21 protein-coding genes and 2 tRNA genes are annotated in these 22,321 nt (G+C 64.6%); 14 read left to right on the forward strand and 9 right to left on the reverse strand.

Annotated features, from left to right (window positions below; genetic code table 11):
• Positions 1–26: 26 nt before the first annotated feature.
• Genes rsmG through rpmH form a run of 6 tightly spaced genes read right to left on the reverse strand, consistent with a single transcriptional unit; the run spans position 27 to position 3,251 of the window.
• Complete coding sequence (gene rsmG, locus AC1DRO_RS11680) at positions 27–677, reverse strand: 16S rRNA (guanine(527)-N(7))-methyltransferase RsmG (RefSeq protein WP_018775676.1); 651 nt, start codon at positions 675–677, stop codon at positions 27–29.
• A gap of 16 nt (positions 678–693) precedes the next feature.
• Positions 694–1,284, reverse strand: a complete 591-nt coding sequence (locus AC1DRO_RS11685; protein ID WP_230009108.1) for a Jag family protein — start codon at positions 1,282–1,284, stop codon at positions 694–696.
• Positions 1,284–2,258 carry a membrane protein insertase YidC gene (gene yidC / locus AC1DRO_RS11690; RefSeq protein WP_476950929.1) on the reverse strand — a complete coding sequence of 325 codons (975 nt, stop codon included), beginning with the start codon at positions 2,256–2,258 and terminating at the stop codon, positions 1,284–1,286. Before yidC ends, AC1DRO_RS11685 begins: the two co-directional genes overlap by 1 nt.
• A gap of 15 nt (positions 2,259–2,273) precedes the next feature.
• On the reverse strand, positions 2,274–2,669 hold the full coding sequence (gene yidD / locus AC1DRO_RS11695) for a membrane protein insertion efficiency factor YidD (protein WP_476950930.1): 396 nt from the start codon (positions 2,667–2,669) through the stop codon (positions 2,274–2,276).
• The gene (rnpA, locus tag AC1DRO_RS11700) at positions 2,662–3,072 is read right to left on the reverse strand and encodes a ribonuclease P protein component (protein WP_079552763.1); all 411 of its coding nucleotides are present in this window, start codon (positions 3,070–3,072) and stop codon (positions 2,662–2,664) included. Before rnpA ends, yidD begins: the two co-directional genes overlap by 8 nt.
• A 41-nt stretch (positions 3,073–3,113) precedes the next feature.
• Positions 3,114–3,251: a 50S ribosomal protein L34 gene (gene rpmH / locus AC1DRO_RS11705; protein ID WP_003800212.1), complete on the reverse strand. Its 138-nt coding sequence runs from the start codon at positions 3,249–3,251 to the stop codon at positions 3,114–3,116.
• A 463-nt stretch (positions 3,252–3,714) separates the two neighbouring features.
• Between rpmH and dnaA the strand changes: the two genes are divergently transcribed.
• The 11 genes from dnaA (at position 3,715) to AC1DRO_RS11760 (ending at position 16,124) form a co-directional block, all read left to right on the forward strand.
• Positions 3,715–5,136: a chromosomal replication initiator protein DnaA gene (dnaA, locus tag AC1DRO_RS11710; protein ID WP_018775671.1), complete on the forward strand. Its 1,422-nt coding sequence runs from the start codon at positions 3,715–3,717 to the stop codon at positions 5,134–5,136.
• Between the two features lie 585 nt (positions 5,137–5,721).
• Positions 5,722–6,846 (forward strand): DNA polymerase III subunit beta, encoded by a 1,125-nt coding sequence (dnaN, locus tag AC1DRO_RS11715; protein ID WP_018775670.1) that lies wholly within the window; start codon positions 5,722–5,724, stop codon positions 6,844–6,846.
• Between the two features lie 99 nt (positions 6,847–6,945).
• Positions 6,946–7,830, forward strand: a complete 885-nt coding sequence (gene gnd, locus AC1DRO_RS11720) for a phosphogluconate dehydrogenase (NAD(+)-dependent, decarboxylating) (RefSeq protein WP_476951024.1) — start codon at positions 6,946–6,948, stop codon at positions 7,828–7,830.
• 45 nt (positions 7,831–7,875) lie between these two features.
• Complete coding sequence (recF, locus tag AC1DRO_RS11725) at positions 7,876–9,102, forward strand: DNA replication/repair protein RecF (protein WP_476950931.1); 1,227 nt, start codon at positions 7,876–7,878, stop codon at positions 9,100–9,102.
• Entirely contained in the window at positions 9,099–9,656 is a 558-nt protein-coding gene (locus AC1DRO_RS11730) for a DciA family protein (protein ID WP_476950932.1), read from the forward strand. The genes recF and AC1DRO_RS11730 overlap by 4 nt, the downstream gene beginning before the upstream one ends.
• 412 nt (positions 9,657–10,068) lie before the next feature.
• Positions 10,069–12,168 (forward strand): DNA topoisomerase (ATP-hydrolyzing) subunit B, encoded by a 2,100-nt coding sequence (gyrB, locus tag AC1DRO_RS11735; protein ID WP_476950933.1) that lies wholly within the window; start codon positions 10,069–10,071, stop codon positions 12,166–12,168.
• Between the two features lie 61 nt (positions 12,169–12,229).
• Positions 12,230–14,968: a DNA gyrase subunit A gene (gyrA, locus tag AC1DRO_RS11740; RefSeq protein ID WP_476950934.1), complete on the forward strand. Its 2,739-nt coding sequence runs from the start codon at positions 12,230–12,232 to the stop codon at positions 14,966–14,968.
• Positions 14,965–15,618: a DUF3566 domain-containing protein gene (locus tag AC1DRO_RS11745; protein ID WP_476950935.1), complete on the forward strand. Its 654-nt coding sequence runs from the start codon at positions 14,965–14,967 to the stop codon at positions 15,616–15,618. Before gyrA ends, AC1DRO_RS11745 begins: the two co-directional genes overlap by 4 nt.
• Positions 15,619–15,716: 98 nt before the next feature.
• Positions 15,717–15,790 (forward strand) — tRNA-Ile (locus AC1DRO_RS11750).
• Positions 15,791–15,859: 69 nt separating this feature from the next.
• Complete coding sequence (locus AC1DRO_RS11755; RefSeq protein WP_476950936.1) at positions 15,860–15,976, forward strand: DLW-39 family protein; 117 nt, start codon at positions 15,860–15,862, stop codon at positions 15,974–15,976.
• 72 nt (positions 15,977–16,048) lie between these two features.
• A tRNA-Ala gene (locus tag AC1DRO_RS11760) sits at positions 16,049–16,124 on the forward strand.
• Between the two features lie 58 nt (positions 16,125–16,182).
• Here AC1DRO_RS11760 and AC1DRO_RS11765 read toward each other — a convergent pair.
• A complete protein-coding gene (locus tag AC1DRO_RS11765; protein ID WP_028275348.1) occupies positions 16,183–16,551 on the reverse strand; it encodes a cupin domain-containing protein in 369 nt (122 codons plus the stop codon).
• Between the two features lie 131 nt (positions 16,552–16,682).
• Here AC1DRO_RS11765 and AC1DRO_RS11770 point away from each other — a divergent pair, with 131 nt between their 5' ends.
• Positions 16,683–17,612: a DMT family transporter gene (locus AC1DRO_RS11770; protein WP_476950937.1), complete on the forward strand. Its 930-nt coding sequence runs from the start codon at positions 16,683–16,685 to the stop codon at positions 17,610–17,612.
• Positions 17,613–17,656: 44 nt separating this feature from the next.
• Here AC1DRO_RS11770 and AC1DRO_RS11775 read toward each other — a convergent pair whose 3' ends face one another.
• Positions 17,657–18,529 carry a glycosyltransferase family 2 protein gene (locus AC1DRO_RS11775; RefSeq protein ID WP_476950938.1) on the reverse strand — a complete coding sequence of 291 codons (873 nt, stop codon included), beginning with the start codon at positions 18,527–18,529 and terminating at the stop codon, positions 17,657–17,659.
• Positions 18,530–18,717: 188 nt separating this feature from the next.
• Positions 18,718–19,725, reverse strand: a complete 1,008-nt coding sequence (locus AC1DRO_RS11780) for a hypothetical protein (protein ID WP_476950939.1) — start codon at positions 19,723–19,725, stop codon at positions 18,718–18,720.
• Between the two features lie 155 nt (positions 19,726–19,880).
• Here AC1DRO_RS11780 and AC1DRO_RS11785 point away from each other — a divergent pair, with 155 nt between their 5' ends.
• Positions 19,881–20,426 (forward strand): peptidylprolyl isomerase, encoded by a 546-nt coding sequence (locus tag AC1DRO_RS11785; protein WP_026538031.1) that lies wholly within the window; start codon positions 19,881–19,883, stop codon positions 20,424–20,426.
• A 9-nt stretch (positions 20,427–20,435) separates the two neighbouring features.
• The gene (locus tag AC1DRO_RS11790; RefSeq protein ID WP_476950940.1) at positions 20,436–21,305 is read left to right on the forward strand and encodes a rhomboid family intramembrane serine protease; all 870 of its coding nucleotides are present in this window, start codon (positions 20,436–20,438) and stop codon (positions 21,303–21,305) included.
• Positions 21,306–22,321 lie beyond the last annotated feature (1,016 nt).

Raw genomic sequence — 22,321 nt, forward strand, 5'->3', positions numbered from 1 at the left:
AGACTCCCCGGGCACCGGGGCCGGTGCTAGGTAATCTTTTGAGGCTTGTTCACTACGATTCGCACAACGGTGGTGGGTTCCTCAAGCAGGTCTTCGCCCACCACCACCACGGACGTCTGAATGCCGCCCAGTTTGCGGATAACCTTGGCGGCTTTTTCGATTTCCTCGCCGGCGCTGCGTCCCTTGATGGCGACGACTTCGCCCTTGCCGGCCAGGAGCGGAATGGTCAGCCCGGCAAGATTGGACAGCGCGGATACGGCGCGGGCAGTCACGACGTCGGCGTTCACGAGTCCCACTGCGAGTTCCGCGCGGGTGCGCATGATCGTGACGTTCTCGAGGCCAAGATCATCCACCACCTCCTGGAGCCAGATGACGCGGCGCTCCAGCGGTTCGATCAGCGTCAGTTCCAGATCCGGCCGCGCAATGGCCAGGCACAGGCCAGGCAGGCCGGCGCCGCTGCCGACGTCGGCGACATGGCTTCCGTGGGCAATCTGGCTCTCGATGACGGCGCAGTTAAGCACGTGGCGGCTCCAAAGCCGCGGCACCTCGCGGGGCCCGATCAGGCCCCGCTCGGTCCCGGACGTCGCCAGGTGCTCGACGTAGCGTTTCGCCAGTTCCAGGCGGTCGCCGAAGATGGATTCTGCTGCCTTGAGTTCCGGGGCGGTAATTTCAACCATCAAGCTAGTCAACGGTTCAGTCTGCGGAGACAACGATGTGCCGGTCGGCGCCTTCGCCTTCGGACTCGCTCACGAGTCCCAAATCAGCGACAGCGTCGTGCACGATCTTGCGCTCGTAGGCACTCATCGGAGCCAGGGCAACTGCCTCACCGGAATCCTTCACAGCAGCGACGGCGTCTTCAGCGATCTTCTGCAGGTCGCCGGCACGCTCGGCACGGTAGCCGTTGATATCCAGCACCAGGCGGGAGCGGTTCTCCGTCGCGGAGAGGACCGCGAGCCTCGTGAGCTCCTGGAGGGCCTCAAGGACTTCGCCGTCACGGCCCACCAGGCTGTCCAGCCCGGCGGCTTCCTCTTCGGCGACGATCGAGATGTACGTGCGGCCGTTGCGGACCTCGATGTCGATGTCGCCATCAATGTCCGCGATGTCCAACAGTTCCTCGAGGTAGTCCGCAGCGACGTCGCCTTCTTCTTCGAGGCGGCTGGCGGAAACACTCTTGCCGGTGCCGGTCTCCGCACCCTGTGACGAGTCGTCGGCCGCGCTCTGGGCGTCGTCCCGGTCGTCGTCAAACTCGGCGGAAATAGCGTGTTCGGTGCTCTCGGCGGACATTACTTCCTCTTCCTGTTCTTACGTTGCGGCTGGACGCGCTGGGTCTTGGCTTCGACGGCGGCCGCGGCGGAGGCTTCGGCTGCCTCGGCGTCGACCTTCTTGCCGCCCAAAAGGGGCAGGGCGGGCAGCCCCTTGGCTGCCCGGCGCTCGGCGAGAGCCTTGGCCGCCGGCGATCCCGGCGTAGGCATCCGGCGGATCACGAAGAACTGCTGTCCCATGGTCCACAGGTTGGTGGTGGTCCAGTAGATCAGGACGCCGATGGGGAAGTTAATACCGCCCACACCGAAGACGACCGGCAGGATGTAGAGCATCATTTTCTGCTGGCGCATGAACGGGCTGGCCAGGGCCTCTTCGGACATGTTCTTGGCCATGATCTGCTTCTGCGTGATGAACTGCGAGGCCGTCATGGCCAGGATCATCACGATGGACAGGATCCACACCGACATCTGGTTGCCGCCGCCGCCGTGCAACAGCGATGCCGAAAGCGGGGCGCCAAAGATGGTGGATTCGTCGAACTGCTTGACCTGCTCCGGGCTCATGGCGCCGATGCCCTGGCCGCCCGCCTTGGCCGAACTGATACCGGAGAGCACCTGGAACAGCGCGAAGAAGAAGGGCATCTGGATGAGCATGGGCAGGCAGGCGGAGAACGGGTTGGTGCCGTGCTTCTTGTACAGCGCCATCTGTTCCTGCGCCATGGCCTGGCGGGACAGCTGGTCCGTCTTGCCCTTGTACTTGTCCTGCATTTTCTTCAGGTCCGGCTGCAGCAGCTGCATGCCGCGCTGGGCCTTGATCTGCTTGACGAAGACGGGAATCAGGGCGGCACGGATGACCAGCACAAGTCCGATGATGGCCAAGGTCCAGGTCCAACCGCTGGCCGCCGGCATGCCGATGGCGCTGAGTCCGTCATGGAAGCCGACCATGATGGCTGAGACCAGCCACTTGAACGGGGCCAAGATTGTTCCAAAGATGTCCATACGATTCCCTATTCGTCAGGCCGCAGTGCGGCCTTCTCCATCAGGCTGAGCAGCCAGGTATATGTCCGGATTGTTCAGCACAACAATTGTGGGGGTACGGCCCGCGGGCCATTCCCGATGCCCGGCGGGGACATGGTCCACACCGCCGGCATTCCATGGATGGCAGCGCAACAGGCGCCTCGCAGCGAGCCAGCTTCCTTTTACCGCGCCGTGGACGGTGATCGCCTCAAGGGCATAGGCCGAGCAGCTGGGGAAAAAACGGCAAACCTGGCCGTAGAGCGGCGAGATCACCTTGCGGTACGCCAGGAGCAACAGGATGAGGACATCGCGGGGCAAGTTCCAGACTGCCCGGCCCAACCATGCTGCTGCGGATTTTGCAGGAGGGACGACGGCGGCAGTTGAGTTACGCACGCGGGGTCCCTTCCTGTGTCGTCTCGTTAGAACCTGGTGAAGCAGCCTGCGAAAGGCGGTTGCCCAGCCTTTTCATGGTCGTCTCCAAAGCGGCGTCATAGTCGGCGAGCAGCTGGTCCCAGCTGGCTCCCGCTGCGGCGGGCAGGGCCCGGACCACAATGGCGAACCCGCTGCCGTATTTCTGCAACGACAATGCACCGGCTTCTCTCAGTCTCCTCTTAACGAGGTTCCTGACAACAGCGTTCCCGACACTCTTGGAAACGATGAATCCGATCCGGCTTGGTTCATCGGCAGCGAGAGCTGCCGCATATAACACTACGTTCCGGCGTCCATTGCGGACACCGGAACGTACAGTTGTTGAAAAATCGGTTGATGTCCGCAGACGGTTCCTGGTGGCTAGCACCGTTCAACTCGCACAGGGATATGGACCGACGAGTCAGTTATTTAGGCCGACAGTTCGGTGCGGCCCTTGCCACGACGGGCTGCCAGGATGGCACGGCCGGCACGGGTACGCATACGAAGGCGGAAGCCGTGCTTCTTGGCTCGACGGCGGTTATTCGGCTGAAAAGTCCGCTTGCTCACGTTAGTTACTCCAGTGGATCAAAGGTGCGCCCACCCGATCAAGGGGAAGAACTGGCCGACGCTAAGTTTTGGTATGTGCCGCTTCCCTCGTATCTCACACGACGCGGGGCGTCAGGAAAGATGCAGATGAGGCGAAAAGCGTACACATGGGACTTCACAACGTTAGGGCTTGCCAACCTTCCGAGTCAAACCGGGGACCGCTCCTCGAGCTATCCCCAGCTGTGGCTAACTGCTCCCGCAGCCTGTGGATGAAGTGCGTCACGCGCCCCATTTCAGAACCACAACAGTGTAATTATCCACAGGACTGAACCCAGCTATCTTCTGGCGTTTTCATCCCCTACAGTGTCTCAGTAACCCCTTATCCACGGACTGTGTATAACCCTGTGGATTGAGCCGGCCGGTGGACAGCTCCGGACCGCGTGGATGCACGTAATGCAGGCCAGCAAGTTTGAGGAACTGATTGATGACAGTAGACGAAGCCAACCAAGCCAACACTGTCGGAAGTTCCTGGCGGCGGGTAGTGAGCCTCCTGGAGAACGACCACCGTGTCTCTCCCCGGCAGCGCGGCTTCGTCATCCTCGCCCAGGCGCAGGGGCTCATCGGTTCCACCCTGCTGGTGGCAGTTCCGAATGAGCTCACCCGCGAAGTGCTGCAGACCCAGGTCAAGGAAGCCCTCGACGACGCGCTCCGCAGCGTGTTCTCCGACGAAATCCGCTGCGCGATCGACGTCGACACGGATCTGGTGCCGCTGCACACAGAGCCCGAACCCGCCGTCGAACTTTCCCTGGCCGCCGACCCGACCGTTGAGTTGAAGCCGCAGCCGATGCTGCCGAGCACCTCGCACGAATTCGGCCGGCTGAATCCGAAGTACGTCTTCGACACCTTCGTGATCGGTTCCTCCAACCGGTTCGCCCACGCAGCCGCCGTGGCAGTAGCCGAGGCGCCGGCGAAGGCCTACAACCCGCTGTTCATCTACGGCGACTCCGGACTCGGCAAGACCCACCTGCTTCACGCGATCGGCCACTACGCGCGCCGGCTCTACAGCGGGATCCGGGTCCGCTACGTCAATTCCGAGGAATTCACCAACGACTTCATCAACTCCATCCGCGACGATGAAGGCACCAGCTTCAAGACCACGTACCGCAACGTGGATGTGCTGCTGATCGACGACATCCAGTTCCTGGCCGGCAAGGACCGGACGCTGGAGGAGTTCTTCCACACGTTCAACGCCCTGCACAACAACAACAAGCAGGTGGTCATCACCTCGGACCAGCCGCCGAAACTGCTCGCCGGCTTCGAGGACCGGATGAAGTCGCGCTTCGAATGGGGCCTGCTGACCGACATCCAGCCGCCCGAACTGGAGACCCGCATCGCGATCCTCCGGAAGAAGGCCCTCAGCGAGGGCCTTTCCGCACCGGACGATGCGCTCGAATACATCGCCTCCAAGATTTCCAGCAACATCCGCGAACTTGAGGGAGCCCTCATCCGTGTCACGGCGTTCGCCAGCCTGAACCGGCAGCCGGTGGATGTGGCCCTGGCCGAGATGGTGCTCAAGGACCTGATCACCGACGACGGTGCCCAGGAAATCACCTCGGCGCAGATCCTCACCCAGACAGCCGACTACTTCAAGCTCAGCATGGAAGAACTCTGCAGCAAGTCGCGCACCCGCACACTGGTGACCGCCCGGCAGATCGCGATGTACCTGTGCCGGGAGCTGACGGACATGTCCCTGCCCAAGATCGGACAGGAGCTGGGCGGCCGCGACCACACCACCGTGATCCACGCCGACCGCAAGATCCGCGAACTCATGGCCGAGCGCCGGGTCATCTACAACCAGGTGACCGAGCTGACCAACCGGATCAAGCAACAGCAGCGCAATTCCTGAGCCATCGGCCGGCGCACTCTTACCTTATTAACAGGGCCCTGTGGACAACCCTGTGGATAGTTAAGGGGACAACCGCGGTTAATGGGCTTAAAACCCTTAAGGCGCCTGTGGATTGGCCAGTCGGCCAAAAATCTTGTCCCCATCCACACCCTGTTTAAAACCTGCTCCGCCCACAGTCCATGAACAGGGCTTAACCGCGGATTCGCACGGCAGGATCGAGTTATCCACAGTTTCCACAGCAGTTATTAACACTACTAATCCCAAGAAAATGAAATTCCCTCAAACAACAATCTCCTTCCGACCTCCGAGCAGCGCCCAGGCCCGTTCCGGACCGACGCAGGAGACCGGCCCCGCGAACAACACCGATGTAACCCGGGGATGGGAGAAACGCTCACCTTGGGGCTAAGCTGTCTGCAGTGCGTCCGTCCCGGACATCTTTTGTGGTTCCTACGGGGCCATGGGGCCCGGGTGGGCGGACGATTCCCTTGTTGACGGAATTCGGCGTCCCTGCCGAGGTCCGCCGCAGCTTGAGCAGTTTCAGCGATTTTCAGCACTAACAGCAGCAATGAAAGGCGGCACCCTTCCGTGAAGTTCAGAGTCGAACGGGACGTCCTGGCAGAAGCCGTGACATGGACCGCCCGGTCGTTGTCTCCGCGGCCGCCCGTTCCCGTACTTTCGGGCCTGCTCCTGAAGGCTGAAGCCGGTACCGTCAGCCTGTCGAGCTTCGACTACGAGACCTCCGCGAGGCTCGAAATCCCCGCTGACATCAGCGCTGAGGGCACCATCCTGGTATCGGGCCGCCTGCTCGCGGACATCTGCCGCAGCCTGCCGTCCGCCCCCGTCGAGGTCGAAACCGACGGCAACAAGGTGACGCTGACCTGCCGCCGAAGCAGCTTCCACCTGGCCACGATGCCCGAGGCCGAATACCCGCCGCTGCCGGCCCTGCCGACGATCAGCGGCACGGTGCCAGGCGATTCGTTCGCCCAGGCCGTATCCCAGGTGATCATCGCGGCCAGCAAGGATGACACCCTGCCGATCCTGACCGGCGTGCGGATGGAAATCGAGGACGACCTCATCACGCTCCTGGCCACCGACCGCTACCGCCTGGCGATGCGGGAAGTCCCGTGGAAGCCTGCGACGCCGGGCATCTCCACGAGTGCTCTGGTCAAGGCCAAGACCCTCAACGAAGTGGCCAAAACCCTGGGCAGCAGCGGCGACATCAACATCGCCCTCGCCGACGACGACAGCCGGCTGATCGGCTTCGAGAGCGGCGGCAGGACCACAACTTCACTCCTGGTCGACGGCGACTACCCGAAGATCCGTTCGCTCTTCCCGGATTCGACCCCCATCCACGCCACCGTGCAGACCCAGGAACTGGTAGAAGCCGTGCGCCGCGTCTCGCTCGTGGCCGAACGCAACACGCCTGTCCGGCTCGCTTTCACCCAGGGCCAGCTGCACCTGGACGCCGGCACCGGCGAGGACGCCCAGGCCTCCGAAGAGCTCGAAGCCCAGCTGTCCGGTGAAGACATCACCGTGGCCTTCAACCCGCACTACCTGATCGAGGGCCTGAGCGTCATCGAAACCAAGTTCGTGCGCTTCTCCTTCACCACCGCACCCAAGCCGGCCATGATCACGGCCCAGCAGGACGCCGAGGGCGAGGACCAGGGCGACTACCGCTACCTCGTCATGCCCGTCCGGCTGCCCAACTAGCCCGTCACTGCCGTGCCCCGGACCTCCGGAGCACGGCACCTGCGGGCCATCACGGCCGTCCCCAACGAAGCACCCCAGCGCAGAAAAGAGTTCATCCCCGTGCACATCGGACTAATCGGCCTTGGAAAAATGGGCTTCAACATGCGTGAACGGCTGCGCAACGGCGGGATCGAGGTCACCGGGTTTGACCGCAACCCCGACGTTGCCGACGTTGCCACCCTGGACGAACTCATCGCCGCCGTCCCGGCGCCGCGCCTGATCTGGGTCATGGTCCCCTCGGGCGAGATTACCGACGCCGTGATCACCGAACTGGGCACCAAGCTCGACGCCGGTGACCTCGTGATCGACGGCGGCAACTCCCGGTTCACCGAAGACCAGAAGCACGGTGCCGCGCTGGCCGAAAAGGGAATCCATTTTGCGGACTGCGGCGTGTCCGGCGGGGTCTGGGGCCTCGAGAACGGTTACGGCCTGATGGCGGGCGGCGATGCCGCGGACATCGAACGGGCACTCCCCGTCTTCGACGCGCTCCGTCCCGCAGGTGAGCGGGCCGACAGCTTTGTGCACGTCGGCGGCGTCGGCGCCGGCCACTACGCCAAAATGGTCCACAACGGGATCGAATACGGCCTGATGCAGGCTTACGCCGAGGGGTACGAGCTCCTGGCCGCCAAGGAGATCGTCGCCGATCTTCCCGGGACATTCCGGGCCTGGCAGAAGGGGACGGTTGTCCGCTCCTGGCTCCTGGACCTCATGGTCAAGGCCCTTGACGAGGATCCCGGACTGGAATCGATCTCCGACTACGTCGAGGATTCGGGCGAAGGCCGCTGGACGGTCGAGGAGGCCATTGCCAACGCGGTGCCGGCCCCGGCGATCACGGCTGCGCTGTTCGCCAGGTTCTCTTCCCGCGAGGACAATTCGCCGGCCATGAAGATGGTCTCGGCGCTGCGCCACCAGTTCGGCGGCCACGCGACCCGGCCAGCCAAATAATTCTGCCCGGCCACTTGATCCTGCCTGTGAAGTCCTGAATCCCGCGTGTACCTAGAAAAACTCTCGCTCACCGATTTCCGCAGCTACGCCCAGGTCGACCTCAGCCTTGAGCCCGGAGTCACCGTCCTGGTGGGTTCCAACGGCATCGGCAAGACCAACCTGATGGAAGCGATCGGGTATCTGGCCACGCTCACCTCGCACCGGGTCAGCACGGACGCGCCGCTGTTGCGGTTCGGTGCCGAGCGGGCCATGATCCGGGCCAAGCTGGTCCGGGGCGAGCAGTCCACCGTGCTGGAACTGGAAATCAACGCGGGCCGGGCCAACCGCGGCCGGATCAACCGGAGCAATCCGGTCCGTGCCAGGGACCTGCTCGGGATCTGCCAGACGGTGCTCTTCGCGCCGGAGGACCTGGCGCTGGTCAAGGGCGATCCGTCCAGCCGCCGCCGGTTCCTGGATGAGCTCCTGGTCAGCCTCATGCCGCGCCACGCCGCGACCAGGAGCGACTATGACCGGGTCCTGAAGCAACGCAACGCGCTGCTCAAGTCGGCCCGCGCCGGAAAATTCAGCACCGGCCACGAGGCGACGCTCGATGTCTGGGACCAGCACATGGCCCGGGCCGGGGCTGAGCTGTTGCACGCGCGCCTGGAGCTGGTGGACCGGCTGCAACCGCACCTGAAAAACGCCTACGCGCAGCTGACCGACGGCTCCAAGGAGGCCACTGCGGTGTACCGTTCCACGCTGCAGGACAGCCTGGACGATGACGGCGCCACCTCAAGACCAGCGGATTCCAGACCTGCGGACGGAACTGCTGCCGATGAGGCCGCCCCGGCGGAAGACCTGCGCCTGCTCTCCGTCGAGCAGCTCACCGACCGCTACATTCAGGCCTTCGCCGCAGCCCGGCGCAAGGAACTGGAACGGGGAATCTCGCTGGTCGGGCCACACCGCGACGAACTTGAGCTCGTGCTTGGATCGGCTCCGGCCAAGGGCTACGCCTCCCACGGGGAAACCTGGTCCATGTGCCTGTCCCTGCGCCTGGCCTCCTACTACGTCATGCTCGACGATGCCCGCACGGGCGGCTCGCCCCCGATCCTGATTCTGGACGATGTCTTTGCCGAACTCGACGTCGAGCGGCGGCGTAAACTGGCGGCAATAGTATCCGGCGCCGAGCAAGTGCTGGTCACTGCCGCCGTCGAGGACGATATCCCGGCGGAGCTGACGGGACGGCGGGTGAAGGTCATCCCGGGAGGAATCGATGAGCAGGAAAATCGATGAATAAGGATACCGACGGCGGCCTGCAGCCCGGCCGCGACCCCGACGATATCGATGCCGCGCAGGCCGCATTGAACCGGATGCGCGACGCCGCCGCGGCCCGCGGCGAAATCCGCCGAAAGGCGCCGCCGCGGCCCGGCAGCACCCAAAAGCCTGCCCGCAGCGCTGGAACCCGCGGTTTCAGCCAGTTCCACGGCACCGGCAGGGATCCGTTGGGGCTCGGCAAAGTCGTGGGACGCCTCGTCGCCGAACGCGGCTGGAGCTCGCCGGTGGCCGTCGGATCCGTGATGGCGCAGTGGGCCGTGCTGGTGGGCCCGGAGATTTCGGCGCACTGCACTCCCGAGAGTTTTACCGACACCACCTTGCATGTGCGGACCGATTCCACGGCCTGGGCAACCCAGCTGCGGCTGCTCAGCAGCAGCCTGCTGGAAAGATTCCGGACCGAGCTTGGCGATGGCGTCGTCACCAGCATCCAGGTGCTCGGACCCGCCGCCCCCAGCTGGCGCAAGGGCCTTCGGACGGTCAACGGCCGGGGTCCCCGCGACACGTACGGATAGCCTCCGGCCCTGGCGGGCACCGGATCTGAAGCACTTCTTGCAAAAACCCTTGAAAAATCCGCAAGCGGCGTGTAGGGCGCTTGAACCTCCCGGAGTCGTATAGGAACCCTAGGGCTGGACCCCGAAAGCCTTGCAGGGGGAGCCAGCGCCCTCCCAGCGGCACTTTCCCGCCCGTTTGGCGCCCTGGAATGCGGGTTTGGCCCCTATAACACGATAGAATCGGTGTAGATAACTGGGCGCCGGTGAAGCGTTGACTGAGTCCGTTTCCGACGCAATTTCAGCGTGCGGCGGACGGTATCCCAAGTCAGCGGAAACACCCGGCGTCGTCAGTGACGTGCCTGTTGGCAGGAGCCTTTTCCACGGAAGGGGCAACCGCCGGCCTTCAACGAACATAGAGGAGTCGAAAGCGCCTGTGGCTAACGACAATGCAGAGATCCCGGCAGTGGAAGACGTAGCGGAAGCGGTGGAACAAGAGGCTCCGGCAGCGGCGCCGTCGGGGACCGCGACATCGCGCGAATACGGCGCCAGCGACATCACCGTACTTGAAGGTCTGGAAGCTGTCCGGAAACGTCCCGGCATGTACATCGGCTCCACCGGCCCCCGCGGTTTGCACCACCTGGTCTATGAAGTGGTGGACAACTCGGTGGACGAGGCCCTGGCCGGCTACTGCACGCACATCGAAATCGTGCTGCAGGCCGACGGCGGCGTCAAGGTGGTCGACGACGGCCGCGGCATCCCCGTGGACATGCACCCCACCGAGCACAAGCCCACCGTGGAAGTCGTCATGACGATCCTGCACGCCGGCGGCAAGTTCGGCGGCGGCGGATACGCCGTTTCCGGCGGCCTGCACGGCGTCGGCATTTCGGTGGTCAACGCACTCTCCAGCCGGGTCGACACCGAGGTCCGCCGCCAGGGACACGTCTGGCGGATGTCTTTCGCCGACGGCGGCAAGCCGCATGGCGGCCTGGTCCAGGGCGAGGAAACCACCGAGACCGGCACTACCCAGACGTTCTACCCCGATGCCAGCATCTTCGAGAGCACCGACTTCGACTTCGAAACACTGCGGGCCCGCTTCCAGCAGATGGCATTCCTCAACAAGGGCCTGCGCATCACGCTGACGGACGAGCGCCGCGCTCCGGAGGAACCGTCCGAGGACGGCGACCTGGACCTGGACACGGTCCCCACCGAAGGCGAAATCCCCGCGGAATTCCACACCGTGGTCTACCAGTACGACGACGGGCTGCTGGACTACGTCAAGCACCTGAACTCCGGCAAGAAGGTTGACGTGGTCCACGAGGACGTCATCGCCTTCGAAACCGAGGACACGGAACGGCACATTGCCCTGGAAATGGCGATGCAGTGGACCAACGCGTACTCCGAGAGCGTCCACACCTACGCCAACACGATCAACACGCACGAGGGCGGCACCCACGAAGAGGGTTTCCGCGCCGCGATGACGTCACTCATCAACCGCTATGCGCGGGAGAAGAACATCATCAAGGAAAAGGAAGACAACCTCACCGGGGACGACATCCGCGAGGGCCTGACGGCAGTCATTTCCGTGAAGCTCTCGGAACCGCAGTTCGAGGGCCAGACCAAGACCAAGCTCGGCAACTCCGAGGTCAAGGGCTTTGTCCAGCGCGTTGTCACCGACGGCCTGGGCGACTGGCTCGAGCGCAACCCCGGCCCCGCCCGGGACGTCATCCGCAAGGCCATCTCCGCAGCCCAGGCGCGCATGGCCGCCCGGAAGGCCCGGGACAACGCCCGCCGCAAGAGCCCGCTGGAATCCTTCGGCATGCCCGGCAAGCTATCCGACTGCTCCTCGAAGAACCCGGAGAGGTGCGAGGTCTACATCGTGGAGGGTGACTCGGCCGGCGGTTCCGCCAAGCGCGGCCGCAACCCGGAGACCCAGGCCATCCTGCCGCTGCGCGGCAAGATCCTGAACGTCGAGCGTGCCCGGTTGGACAAGGCGCTCGGCAATGCCGAGGTCCAGTCCATGATCACCGCCTTCGGCACCGGCATTGGCGAGGACTTCGACATCGCCAAGCTGCGCTACCACAAGATCGTGCTCATGGCCGATGCCGACGTCGACGGCCAGCACATCACGACGCTGCTGATGACGCTGCTGTTCCGCTACATGCGCCCGCTGATCGAAAACGGCTACGTCTACCTCGCGCAGCCGCCGCTGTACCGGATCAAGTGGTCCAATGCCCCGCACGACTACGTCTACAGCGACCGTGAACGCGACGCGAAGCTGCTCTCGGGCCAGGCCGCCGGCCGCCGCATCCCCAAGGACAACGGCATCCAGCGCTACAAGGGCCTCGGTGAAATGGACTACACGGAACTGTGGGACACCACCATGGACCCGGACCACCGGACCCTGCTGCAGGTGACGATGGACGATGCCCTGGCGGCGGACCAGATCTTCTCGGTTCTGATGGGCGAGGACGTTGAATCGCGCCGAAACTTCATTCAGCAGAACGCCAAGGACGTTCGGTTCCTGGACATCTAGAGGGCAGCCAAGCCCCGAATATGCCCGGACTGATATATACCTGAAACGGAAAATATAGACTATGAGTGACGAAACACCAGAGGTGCCGGCTGGCTCCGAGCCCGTCCTTGAAGGCGCCATCCTCGATGGCGACGTACTGACCGACCGCGTCGAGCAGGTTGACCTGCAGACCGAAATGCAGCGCTCCTACCTCGACTACGCCATGGCCGTGATCGTGGGCCGTGCCCTGCCGGATGTCCGCGACGGCCTCAAGCCCGTCCACCGCCGCGTGCTCTACGCGATGTTCGACGGCGGCTACCGCCCGGAACGCTCTTTCAACAAGTGTGCCCGCGTGGTGGGCGAAGTCATGGGCCAGTACCACCCCCACGGCGACACCGCGATCTACGACGCCCTGGTCCGCCTGATCCAGGACTGGACCATGCGCTACCCGCTGGCGCTCGGCCAGGGCAACTTCGGCTCGCCGGGCAACGACGGCGCGGCCGCCCCGCGGTATACCGAAACCAAGATGGCGCCGCTGGCCATGGAAATGGTCCGGGACATCGACGAGGAAACCGTCGACTTCCAGGACAACTACGACGGGAAGAACCAGGAACCGACCATCCTGCCGGCGCGGTTCCCGAACCTCCTGGTGAACGGGTCCTCCGGCATCGCCGTCGGCATGGCCACCAACATCCCGCCGCACAACCTCCGCGAGGTCGCCGACGGTGTGCAGTGGTACTTGGCCAACCCAACCGCCAGCCGCGAAGAGCTGCTCGAAGAGCTGATCCAGCGCGTCAAGGGACCGGACTTCCCGACCGGCGCCACGATCCTGGGCCACAAGGGCATCGAGGACGCGTACCGCACGGGCCGCGGCTCCATCACGATGCGCGCCGTGGTCAACGTCGAGGAACTCCAGGGCCGCACGTGCCTGGTGGTCACCGAGCTGCCGTACCAGGCCAACCCGGACAATCTGGCCATCAAGATCGCCGAACTCGTCAAGGACGGCAAGATCTCCGGCATCGCCGACCTCCGCGACGAGACCTCGGGCCGGACCGGCCAGCGACTGGTGATCGTGCTCAAGCGCGACGCCGTGGCCAAGGTGGTGCTGAACAACCTCTACAAGCACACCCAGCTGCAGGACAACTTCGCCGCCAATATGCTCGCGATCGTCGACGGCGTGCCGCGCACGCTCAGCCTCGATGCCTTCATCCGGCACTGGGTCACGCACCAGATGGACGTCATTGCCCGCCGCACCCGGTACCGGCTGCGGAAGGCGGAGGAGGAAGCGCACATCCTCCGGGCCCTTCTCAAGGCGCTGGATGCGCTCGATGAGGTCATTGCCCTGATCCGTGCGTCCACCACCACCGAAGCGGCCCGCGACGGGCTGATGGAGCTGTTGGACATCGACGACGTGCAGGCCCGGGCCATCCTGGACATGCAGCTGCGCCGGCTCGCTGCACTGGAGCGCCAGAAGATCCAGGACAAGCACGCCGAACTTGAGGCCCTGATCGTCGAATACAACTCGATCCTGGCCTCGGAGGAGCGCCAGCGCGAGATCATCAGCACCGAACTCTCGGAGATCGTGGCCAAGCACGGCGATGACCGCCGCACCAAGGTCCTGCTGGGCTACGACGGCGACATGTCCATCGAGGATCTGATCCCCGAGGAGGAAATGGTCGTCACCATTACCCGCGGCGGCTACGTCAAGCGCACCCGCAGCGACAACTACCGCTCGCAGCAGCGCGGCGGCAAGGGCATCAAGGGCGCGCAGCTGCGCGGCGACGACGTCGTCGAACACTTCTTCGTCACCACCACCCACCACTGGCTGCTCTTCTTCACCAACCTGGGTCGGGTCTACCGCGCCAAGGCGTACGAGCTCGTGGAAGCCGGCCGCGACGCCAAGGGCCAGCACGTGGCAAACCTGATGGCGTTCCAGCCGGACGAGCACATCGCCCAGGTGCTGGACCTGCGCGACTACCAGCACGCCCCGTACCTGGTGCTCGCCACCAAACGCGGCCTCGTCAAAAAGACCCGTCTGGAGGACTACGACACCAACCGGTCCGCCGGCGTCATCGCCATCAACCTGCGCGACGGCGATGAGCTTGTCTCGGCCCAGCTGGTGTCCGAGACCGATGACCTCATGCTGGTCTCCCGCAAGGGCCAGTCCGTCCGCTTCACCGCGACGGACGATGCGCTGCGCCCGATGGGCCGTGCCACCTCGGGCGTGACCGGCATGAAGTTCCGCGAGGACGACGAACTGCTGGCGGCCGACGTCGTGCAGGACGGTTCGTTTGTCTTCATTGTCACCGAAGGCGGCTTCGCCAAGCGGACCGCAGTGGAGGAATACCGCCTCCAGGGCCGCGGCGGCCTTGGCATCAAGGTGGGCAAGTACCAGGAAGAACGCGGCCACCTCGTCGGGGCCCTCATTGTCAACGAGGAAGACGAAGTCCTGGTGGTCATGGAAGGCGGCAAGGTGGTCCGCTCGTCGGTCAGCGGCGTGCCGGCCAAGGGCCGCGACACCATGGGCGTGATCTTTGCCAAGCCGGACAGGAACGACCGCATCATCGCCGTTGCGCGCAACAGCGAACGCGGGCTCGAAGTCGAGGAACCGGCCGAAGGTCAGGATGCCGGTGAAGACACCGGCGAAAATGCCGGAGACGTGACCGAAAATCGGGCATCCACGCCCGATGACGTAACGTTGGCTGAAGATGGCGGACTGCATGAGGAGTCCGCAGCGGCAGAATCAGTACCGGCCCCGGAGTCAGATGAGTCATCAGGCAATGCCGAGCTGGACGAAGACAATACCGGAGGTAACGAGTGAGTAATTCCGACTCATATCCCAAGCCGAGCAGCGGCGTGCCGAGCGGAGTGCGGCAGCCCGCCGCCGCACCGCGCGTAGGCGCCCCCTCGCGTCCGCAGCAGCGTCCCGGCGTGTCCGGCGCAGCCACGGGAACGGGCCAGCGGCCCGCCGCACCCGGCCAGCGCCCCACGGTCCCCGGCCAGCGCCCCGCCGTCCCGGGGCAGCGCCCCGCCGTCCCGGGGCAGCGCCCCGCCCAGTCCGGCGGGCAAGGCACTGCCGGGCTGATCAAGCCCGCTCCCAAGGCCAAGGTGCGCCGTGCCAGGCTGCTGGTCAGCAAGGTGGACCCCTGGTCCGTGCTGAAAATGGCCTTCCTGCTCTCCGTGGCGCTGGGAATTGTCACCGTCGTGGCGGCGATCGTGCTCTGGACCGTCCTGGACCTGACCGGGATCTTTGACCAGGTGGACAGCCTGCTCGGGACCCTCGCCGGCTCCGAAGGCGGCGGCTTCGAATTGAAGAAGGTGGCATCCCTGGGTCAGGTGGCGTCATTCGCCACCATCATCGCCGTGATCAATGTGGTGCTGCTGACGGCGTTGTCGATGCTTTCGGCGGTGCTCTACAACATTGCCGCGACGCTCGTCGGCGGCATCGGCGTGACCCTGACGGACGACTAATTCCCGTACTTTTCCGCGGATTCCCGCGGAAAAGGGCCTCGATTTGAGATCGGGCCGGGATGTGCTGTACAGTCATATCTCGGCCCGATGAGGCATCGGGGCGTATAGCTCAGGCGGTTAGAGCGCTTCGCTGATAACGAAGAGGTCCCAGGTTCAAGTCCTGGTACGCCCACGGAACCTGTACTGGTTCTGGCAGAGGTTAGTGAAGGTTCGTCCATGACAGAACCGGAACGGGGTGCATGTGAAGAAGTTGCTGGTTATCGCAGCCACGGTCGCAGGCATCCTCCTCTACAGGAAAGTGCAGGAATCCGAAGCCCGGAAAGTGATCTGGAGCAATTCAACCGATACGGTTGACTAGCCCGGAACCCGGGGATGGAAGCTGGAAATCAGCTCTCCGGACCTAGGGTATGATTGTCGGGTTGCTTCTTATGGGGGCATGGCGCAATTGGTAGCGCACCTGCTTTGCAAGCAGGGGGTTCGGGGTTCGAGTCCCCGTGCCTCCACCATAGGAAAAGCCCCGGACAGCGGAAACGTTGTCCGGGGCTTTTTTCATGCCTTCCCCACTCACTCCTTCGGCTTGGCGTAGTCCGCCATCCCTTGCCAGTCGATATACACGTAGGGCTCGTCGCCGAGCACCCAGGCGTCGTGGCCCGGCGGAATCACACCGAAGTCGCCGGGCCCGAATTCGAGTTCTTCGCCGTCGTCCATGACGACTTTGATGCGGCCGGAAATCGTGTAGCCGGTATGGCTGGCCATGCAGCTGTCAGTTTTGGCGATCGGCTTGACGTGGTCTGACCACTTCCAGCCCGGAAGGAAGGTGGCCCGTCCAACCGGGCCGGCCTCGAGGTTGACGAGATCCACCTGACCCATGCCCTCGGCAACGGGGCGCGTCTCTTCGGGATTGTCCAGGCTCTTGCGGATCATTGACGCCATGATGGTCTCCTTCTTCGATGATGGCGAGACCGGAACGTGAGACCGCGCCTTAAGGTTGGCACCGCGGTATGCACCCGTCAAGGAGCAGCGGCCGTAATGGCCCCTGCTGTCCGTCCCATTAGTGTTGGAGCGTGAACTTCTTACTTGCGGCCGTAGGCGTGCTGGGTGTGGCCTCGTCGGGGCCACTCATTGCCGCCACGCTGGGCGCCACGTCGGTCAGTGCCCTCGCCATCGCTTTCTGGCGCAACGCCATTGGAGCAGTCGTGATGGCCGGTCCGGTTGTGGTCCGCAACCCCCGTCAGTTCGGAAAGGTGACCGGAGCCGAGTTCCGCTGGTCGCTCGCCGCTGCCGTCGCCCTGGCCTTGCACTTCGCGTGCTTCATTACCTCCCTGCAGCTGACGTCGGTCGCGGCGGCGACGGCGCTGGTGTGCCTTCAGTCAGGCTGGATCGCGATCTTCCAGCTCTTCCGGGGAGTCCGGCTCCGCTGGCCGGTCCTGGTAGGGCTGGGGCTCGCTTTCGGCGGTGTCGTGACAATCACCGGTTTTGATATGGGCTCCTCGCCCGAGGCGCTTGTGGGCGATCTCCTGGCCGTCGCCGGCGGCGCCCTGGCGGGCATCTACACGCTCGCCGGAGGCAAGGCGCGGCAGAGCATGGGCACCGGCGTCTATACGACCCTGTGCTACGGCATGTGCGCCGCGATTGTGGCGGGGATGGCGCTGCTGGCCGGACAGCCGCTGGCAGGGTTCGAAGCCACCGGCTGGCTGGGGATCCTCGCCATTACCGTGTGCGCACAGCTGGTGGGGCACACCGCGTTCAACTATCTGCTGGCGACCATGAGCCCGCTGCTGGTGTCCATGATCATCCTGCTGGAAATCCCCGGAGCGGCGCTCCTGGCCGCAGCCTTCCTGGACGAGACGCTGCCGGCCGGGACCTACGTGGGGCTGGCGATGATCCTGGTGGGGCTCGCCGTCGTGGTCCTGGGGCAGCGAGGCTCACGCTCCGCCCGGAGAACGGGCGAGGGAGCCGGTGCAGAGCGGCTGGCGGAGCTCGGCACCGACTAGGCCGCTCCCGGCGGCCGCATCTCCCGGCGGCCGCGTGGCCGCCGTCATTGGCCGCCGCGGCGGGCCGGCTGGGGAACGTTGACCGTGTGGATGGCACGGAGCAGTTTCGCCGGGAAGTAGACCGAGAAGAAGACCACCATGGGCGCCTTCAGTGCCATCTTCTTGACGTTGTGGGCCTTGTAGGTGCGGTCAAAGCGCGTCACGTAGTAGCGGTAATCCCGCGGCGAGTCCTCCAGCCGCCGGGCCGACATGCCCGAGATCATCTGCGGCCAGTACTGGATCCGGAGCTCGTGGTCGGCCAGGTGCAGCGACAGATCGATGTCCTCGTGCATCTCGTCCCGCTCGTCGCGGCAGGCTTCTGTGCGGATGGTCTCCCAGGCCGAGCGGCGCATTGCCATGTTGGACCCGAAGAGGAAGTGATACTGGTGCTTGGCAAGCCTGAGCATCAGTTGGCGCATTTTGTCGTCGGCCTTGAGCCCGAACCGGCGCATGGGCATGTCGTAATAGACCACCGGACCGGTCGCAGCGTGCACAGACTCGTCGGCGAAGGCTTTCTGCACCTGCTCCACCCAGTCCGGTTCCAGCACGGAATCGGCGTCGATCCGGCCGAGGATATCGCCCGTGGCGTGGTCAAGGCCGAAGTTGCGTGTGGGAATGAGCCCCTGATCGCGGTTTTGGCTGAGCAGGATGATCGGGCTCTCCGGATACTCCAGCTGCATCTGCCGCACGATTTCCGCCGTGCGGTCCTTGGACAGGTTGTCCACCACAATGATTTCGTGGGCGGGCACCGACTGGTAGACCGCGGCGATCAGACACTGCCGGATGACGCTTTCCTCGTTGTACGCCGGGATGACGATAGACACAGCCGGCGGCGGAGCAAGGAGCAAGGCATCCTGGGGTGATCTATGGGGTGACATCACCACAAATTTAGCATCTAGCCTGGCGTTTGAAGCCGGACTGTGACGTGCCTGCGGAGGCCGAGTCAAACAAAAGGAGGGATCCCGCACTGTGGCGGAATCCCTCCTTGGGAGAGTGCAGGACACCTGCCGGCAGCCGGACTGCCCGACGCAGGGTCTCGACTCAGCCGGCCTGTGCCGGCCAGGTTCTACTTGCCGGGCTTGTCTGTGCCGTTGTTCAGGCTGGCCGCGATGTTGCGTACGGCCGTTTTGGCGTCGGGGGCAACCTTGTCGGCGGCGTCAGCGGCGTTGCCGGCGGCGTCCTTGGCCGTTTCCGTGGCTTTGTCCGCCGCGGTGGTTGCGGAATCGGAAACCTGCTTGGATGCCTCAGCCGCGGAGTCCGCTGCCGCTACAGTCGCGGAACCGGCCTTGTCGGCGGCGTCCTTCAGCGATTCGCCGGCCTCGCCGGCCGGGGCGGCCGTGGGGGCGGGCTTTACCGGCGTCGGTACCTTCCAAGGGTCCTCCACCGGCCTGGACGCCCGCCAGGCGGCGACACCGGCTGCAACGGCGGCAGCGATGATGCCGAAGATCAGCAGGCCGCGGTGCTTGGGCTTCTGCTGCTTGGCGAGCTTGGCATTAGCCGTCTTGGTGACCTCGGTGGCAGCCGCCTTGATGTGCTTGCTGGCGTTCTTGCCTGCCTTCTTGGCGTGTCCCTTGACGGCCTGAGCCTGCGTCTGGACGCCGGTGACAACACCGGAATCAACAAGCTTCTGTGCGACGGCGTCCACGTGGGCCGGGGCGTTTTCCAACGTGCGGTGGACGGCCACGGAAGCCTGCCCGATCTGGTCGGAAAGCCTGGGCAGGTACTCGACAACAACCCGGTCGCGTGCATTGGCGATGACCGGGGCTGCCTTGTCCACGGCTTCGTGCAGGCGCGGGGTCGCGCTGTCCGCGGCATCGTGGATCCTCGGCGCCAGCTGGGCCAGGCCATCCTGAAGACGGGGAGTAACAGTGGCAACGCCGCCGGCCAGATTGTGGGCCGCGGACTTGAGGCCCTCTTGGATCTTGGGAGAGGCGGTGTCCAGTCCGTGCTGCAGGCGGGGAACAGCCCAGTTCACGGCAGCCTCAACCCGCGGGGCCGCCCAATCCTTGGCGCTGTCTACTCCGGTGCTCACTGACTGCTCCAGGTCACGGGCAATACGATCCGTTTTCTTCACAACTACCTCCCGATTAATGTGACGGTTCTGCAGTTAGCCTACGTGTCTAGGAACGCACCGGCTATTCTTCAGGCCGATTTCCAGTGGATTTCACCCAGCGCGGAACTGACTCTGCGGCCCTATGCGGGCGGAGCCGTCATGGAAGAATGGGCCCTATGACTGCCAACGCAACCGCAAAAGCCACTATCCACACGAGCCTCGGCGACATCGTCGTCAACCTCTTTGGCAACCACGCGCCGAAGACCGTCGACAACTTCGTCGGGCTGGCCACCGGTGAGAAAGCCTGGACCCACCCGGAAACGGGCGAGGACAAGACCGGCACGCCGCTCTACAACGGCACCATCTTCCACCGCATCATCAAGGACTTCATGATCCAGGCCGGCGATCCCCTGGGCCGCGGCACCGGTGGACCGGGCTACAAGTTCGACGATGAGATCCACCCGGAACTGACTTTCAACGAGCCGTACAAGCTGGCCATGGCCAACGCCGGCGTCCAGATGGGCCGCGGCACCAACGGTTCGCAGTTCTTCATCACCACCATCCCCACCGGCTGGCTGCAGGGCAAGCACAGCATCTTCGGTGAGGTCGCCGATGATGAATCCAAGAAGGTCGTCGACGCGATCGAAGGCGTCCGCACCGGCATGGGCGACCGCCCCGTCGAGGATGTCACCATCAACAGCATTGACATCGAAAAGCTCTAACCCACCACCATGAGCTACGGAATTCCGGCGGCAGAGCCGTCCGCAGAGGTCCCGGTATGCCCCAGGCACCCGGACCGGCCCGCCTATGTGCGTTGCCAGCGGTGCGGGCGCCCTGCGTGCCCCGACTGCCAGCGGGCGGCCGCCGTCGGATTCCAATGCGTTGACTGTGTCAACGAAACCAAGCGCACGACGCCGGCCGTCAGGACCGTCTACGGCGGCGCCGCGACCGCCGGCAAACCCGTCGTCACTTACGTGATCATCGCGCTGTGTGCCCTTGTCTATGCGCTGCAGTGGACAGTCCCCAACGACGGGATTTACCAGCAACTGGCCTACGCTCCCGCCCTGACCGGCGTTGAACCGTGGCGGATGCTCACTTCGGCGTTCCTGCACTCGCAGGGATTCCTGCTCCACATCGTCCTGAACATGTACACGCTGTGGATATTCGGCCAGATCCTTGAGCCGCTGCTGGGCCACGCCCGCTTCCTGGCCATCTACCTGCTCTCGGCCGTCGGCGGCTCCGTCGGCTTCCTCCTGCTGACCCCGGTGTATCCGGTGAACGGCCCGGTGGGCCTCGTCGGCGCCTCCGGCGCCATCTTCGGCCTGTTCGGCGCTCTGCTGGTAGTCCAGCGCCAGCGCGGCGGCGAAGTCCGCCAGCTCCTGGTCCTGATTGCCATCAACGGCGTCATCGGCTTCATGGTCCCGCAGATCGCCTGGCAGGCCCATCTCGGGGGCCTCGTCACCGGCGCCCTGAGTGCCGCCGTGATTGCCTACACCCCCCGCGGCCCGCGGCAGACCCTGCTGCAGGCCATCGGCCTCGCCGTGGTCCTGGCCTTGGTGACCGCCGTGTCCGTCGTGCGGATGGCCGGCGCCGGCGCTTAGCCCGCTCCTGCCGAAGTCGCCGGCCGCAATCGGCCGCAATTGAACGCCCCGCCCCTTCACTCTTTCCCAGTGCTTCTCTCGCTGGGGTTCCTTGGCTGTTTCCCTTGTGGACCTTTTCCCCTGTACCCCCGGGCCGATCCCCCGCACCTGAATTCACAGGTGCGGATCCGAGAGTTTTCCACAGCGGTTATCCACATTGTTAATAACTTACAAGCGTGTAGTTCACTGTGACGACCCGGCTCTGGCCGCCCGGGCTGGCGATTATCCAGCTTGCAGGCGATGCTGCCAATCAGATCTCCACACCTGTGGATAACTTCTGTGGGTTGCCCTGTGAGTAAGTGGACAACTTTGCCCCCAGGCCCTGTTGCCTGGCGCCGGGCGGCACCTGCCCTGATCCAGCCCCGTTCCGGCCCTGCACCGCGGGAACTCCAGGGAGAACTCCACAGAACGGTGCCACGGGCACGCCAGGGACCGGCGCCTCAGGACCTCCGGACAGCGCCGCGTCACCACGCCGCACTCCCAGTGCCGTCGCCCCCACAGGCCCCGCACGCGGCGGCGGCCGGTCACGACGGGCCGTGGGACGGCCGCGGTGTGTGTTTCAACAGGGTTATTCACAGTGTTAACAACTTGATGGTCTGAGCATCCGCGGGATTTAACCCGGCTCATGGCCCGGCAGAGGGGGTTGCGGCTCATATGCACCGGCTGTTATCCCCAGCTGTGGATAACTTGTGGGTAGTGGCCTGTTATTAAGTGGATAACTCGTCCGTTGCAGCTGGTGTCGGGACGGACCACCATGCCGGGCGGCCAGCCGGCCCGAGGCGGCCCCGAGGCTGCCGTGAGCCGGCCGTGCGGCGGGGCCCCGGTGCCATCCGCGGTCTGTTGCCGGGATCAGGGAACTTGTCCACAGGAAATCCACACTGTTAATAACTTACAGCTGTGTAATTCAGGACCGGCCGGGGATCTCATCAGTCGCTTTGCGCCCCGCTGTGGCCGCGGAACCCGGCTGAACCGCATGA

This window comes from Arthrobacter sp. P4_F11 (genome assembly GCF_056401395.1).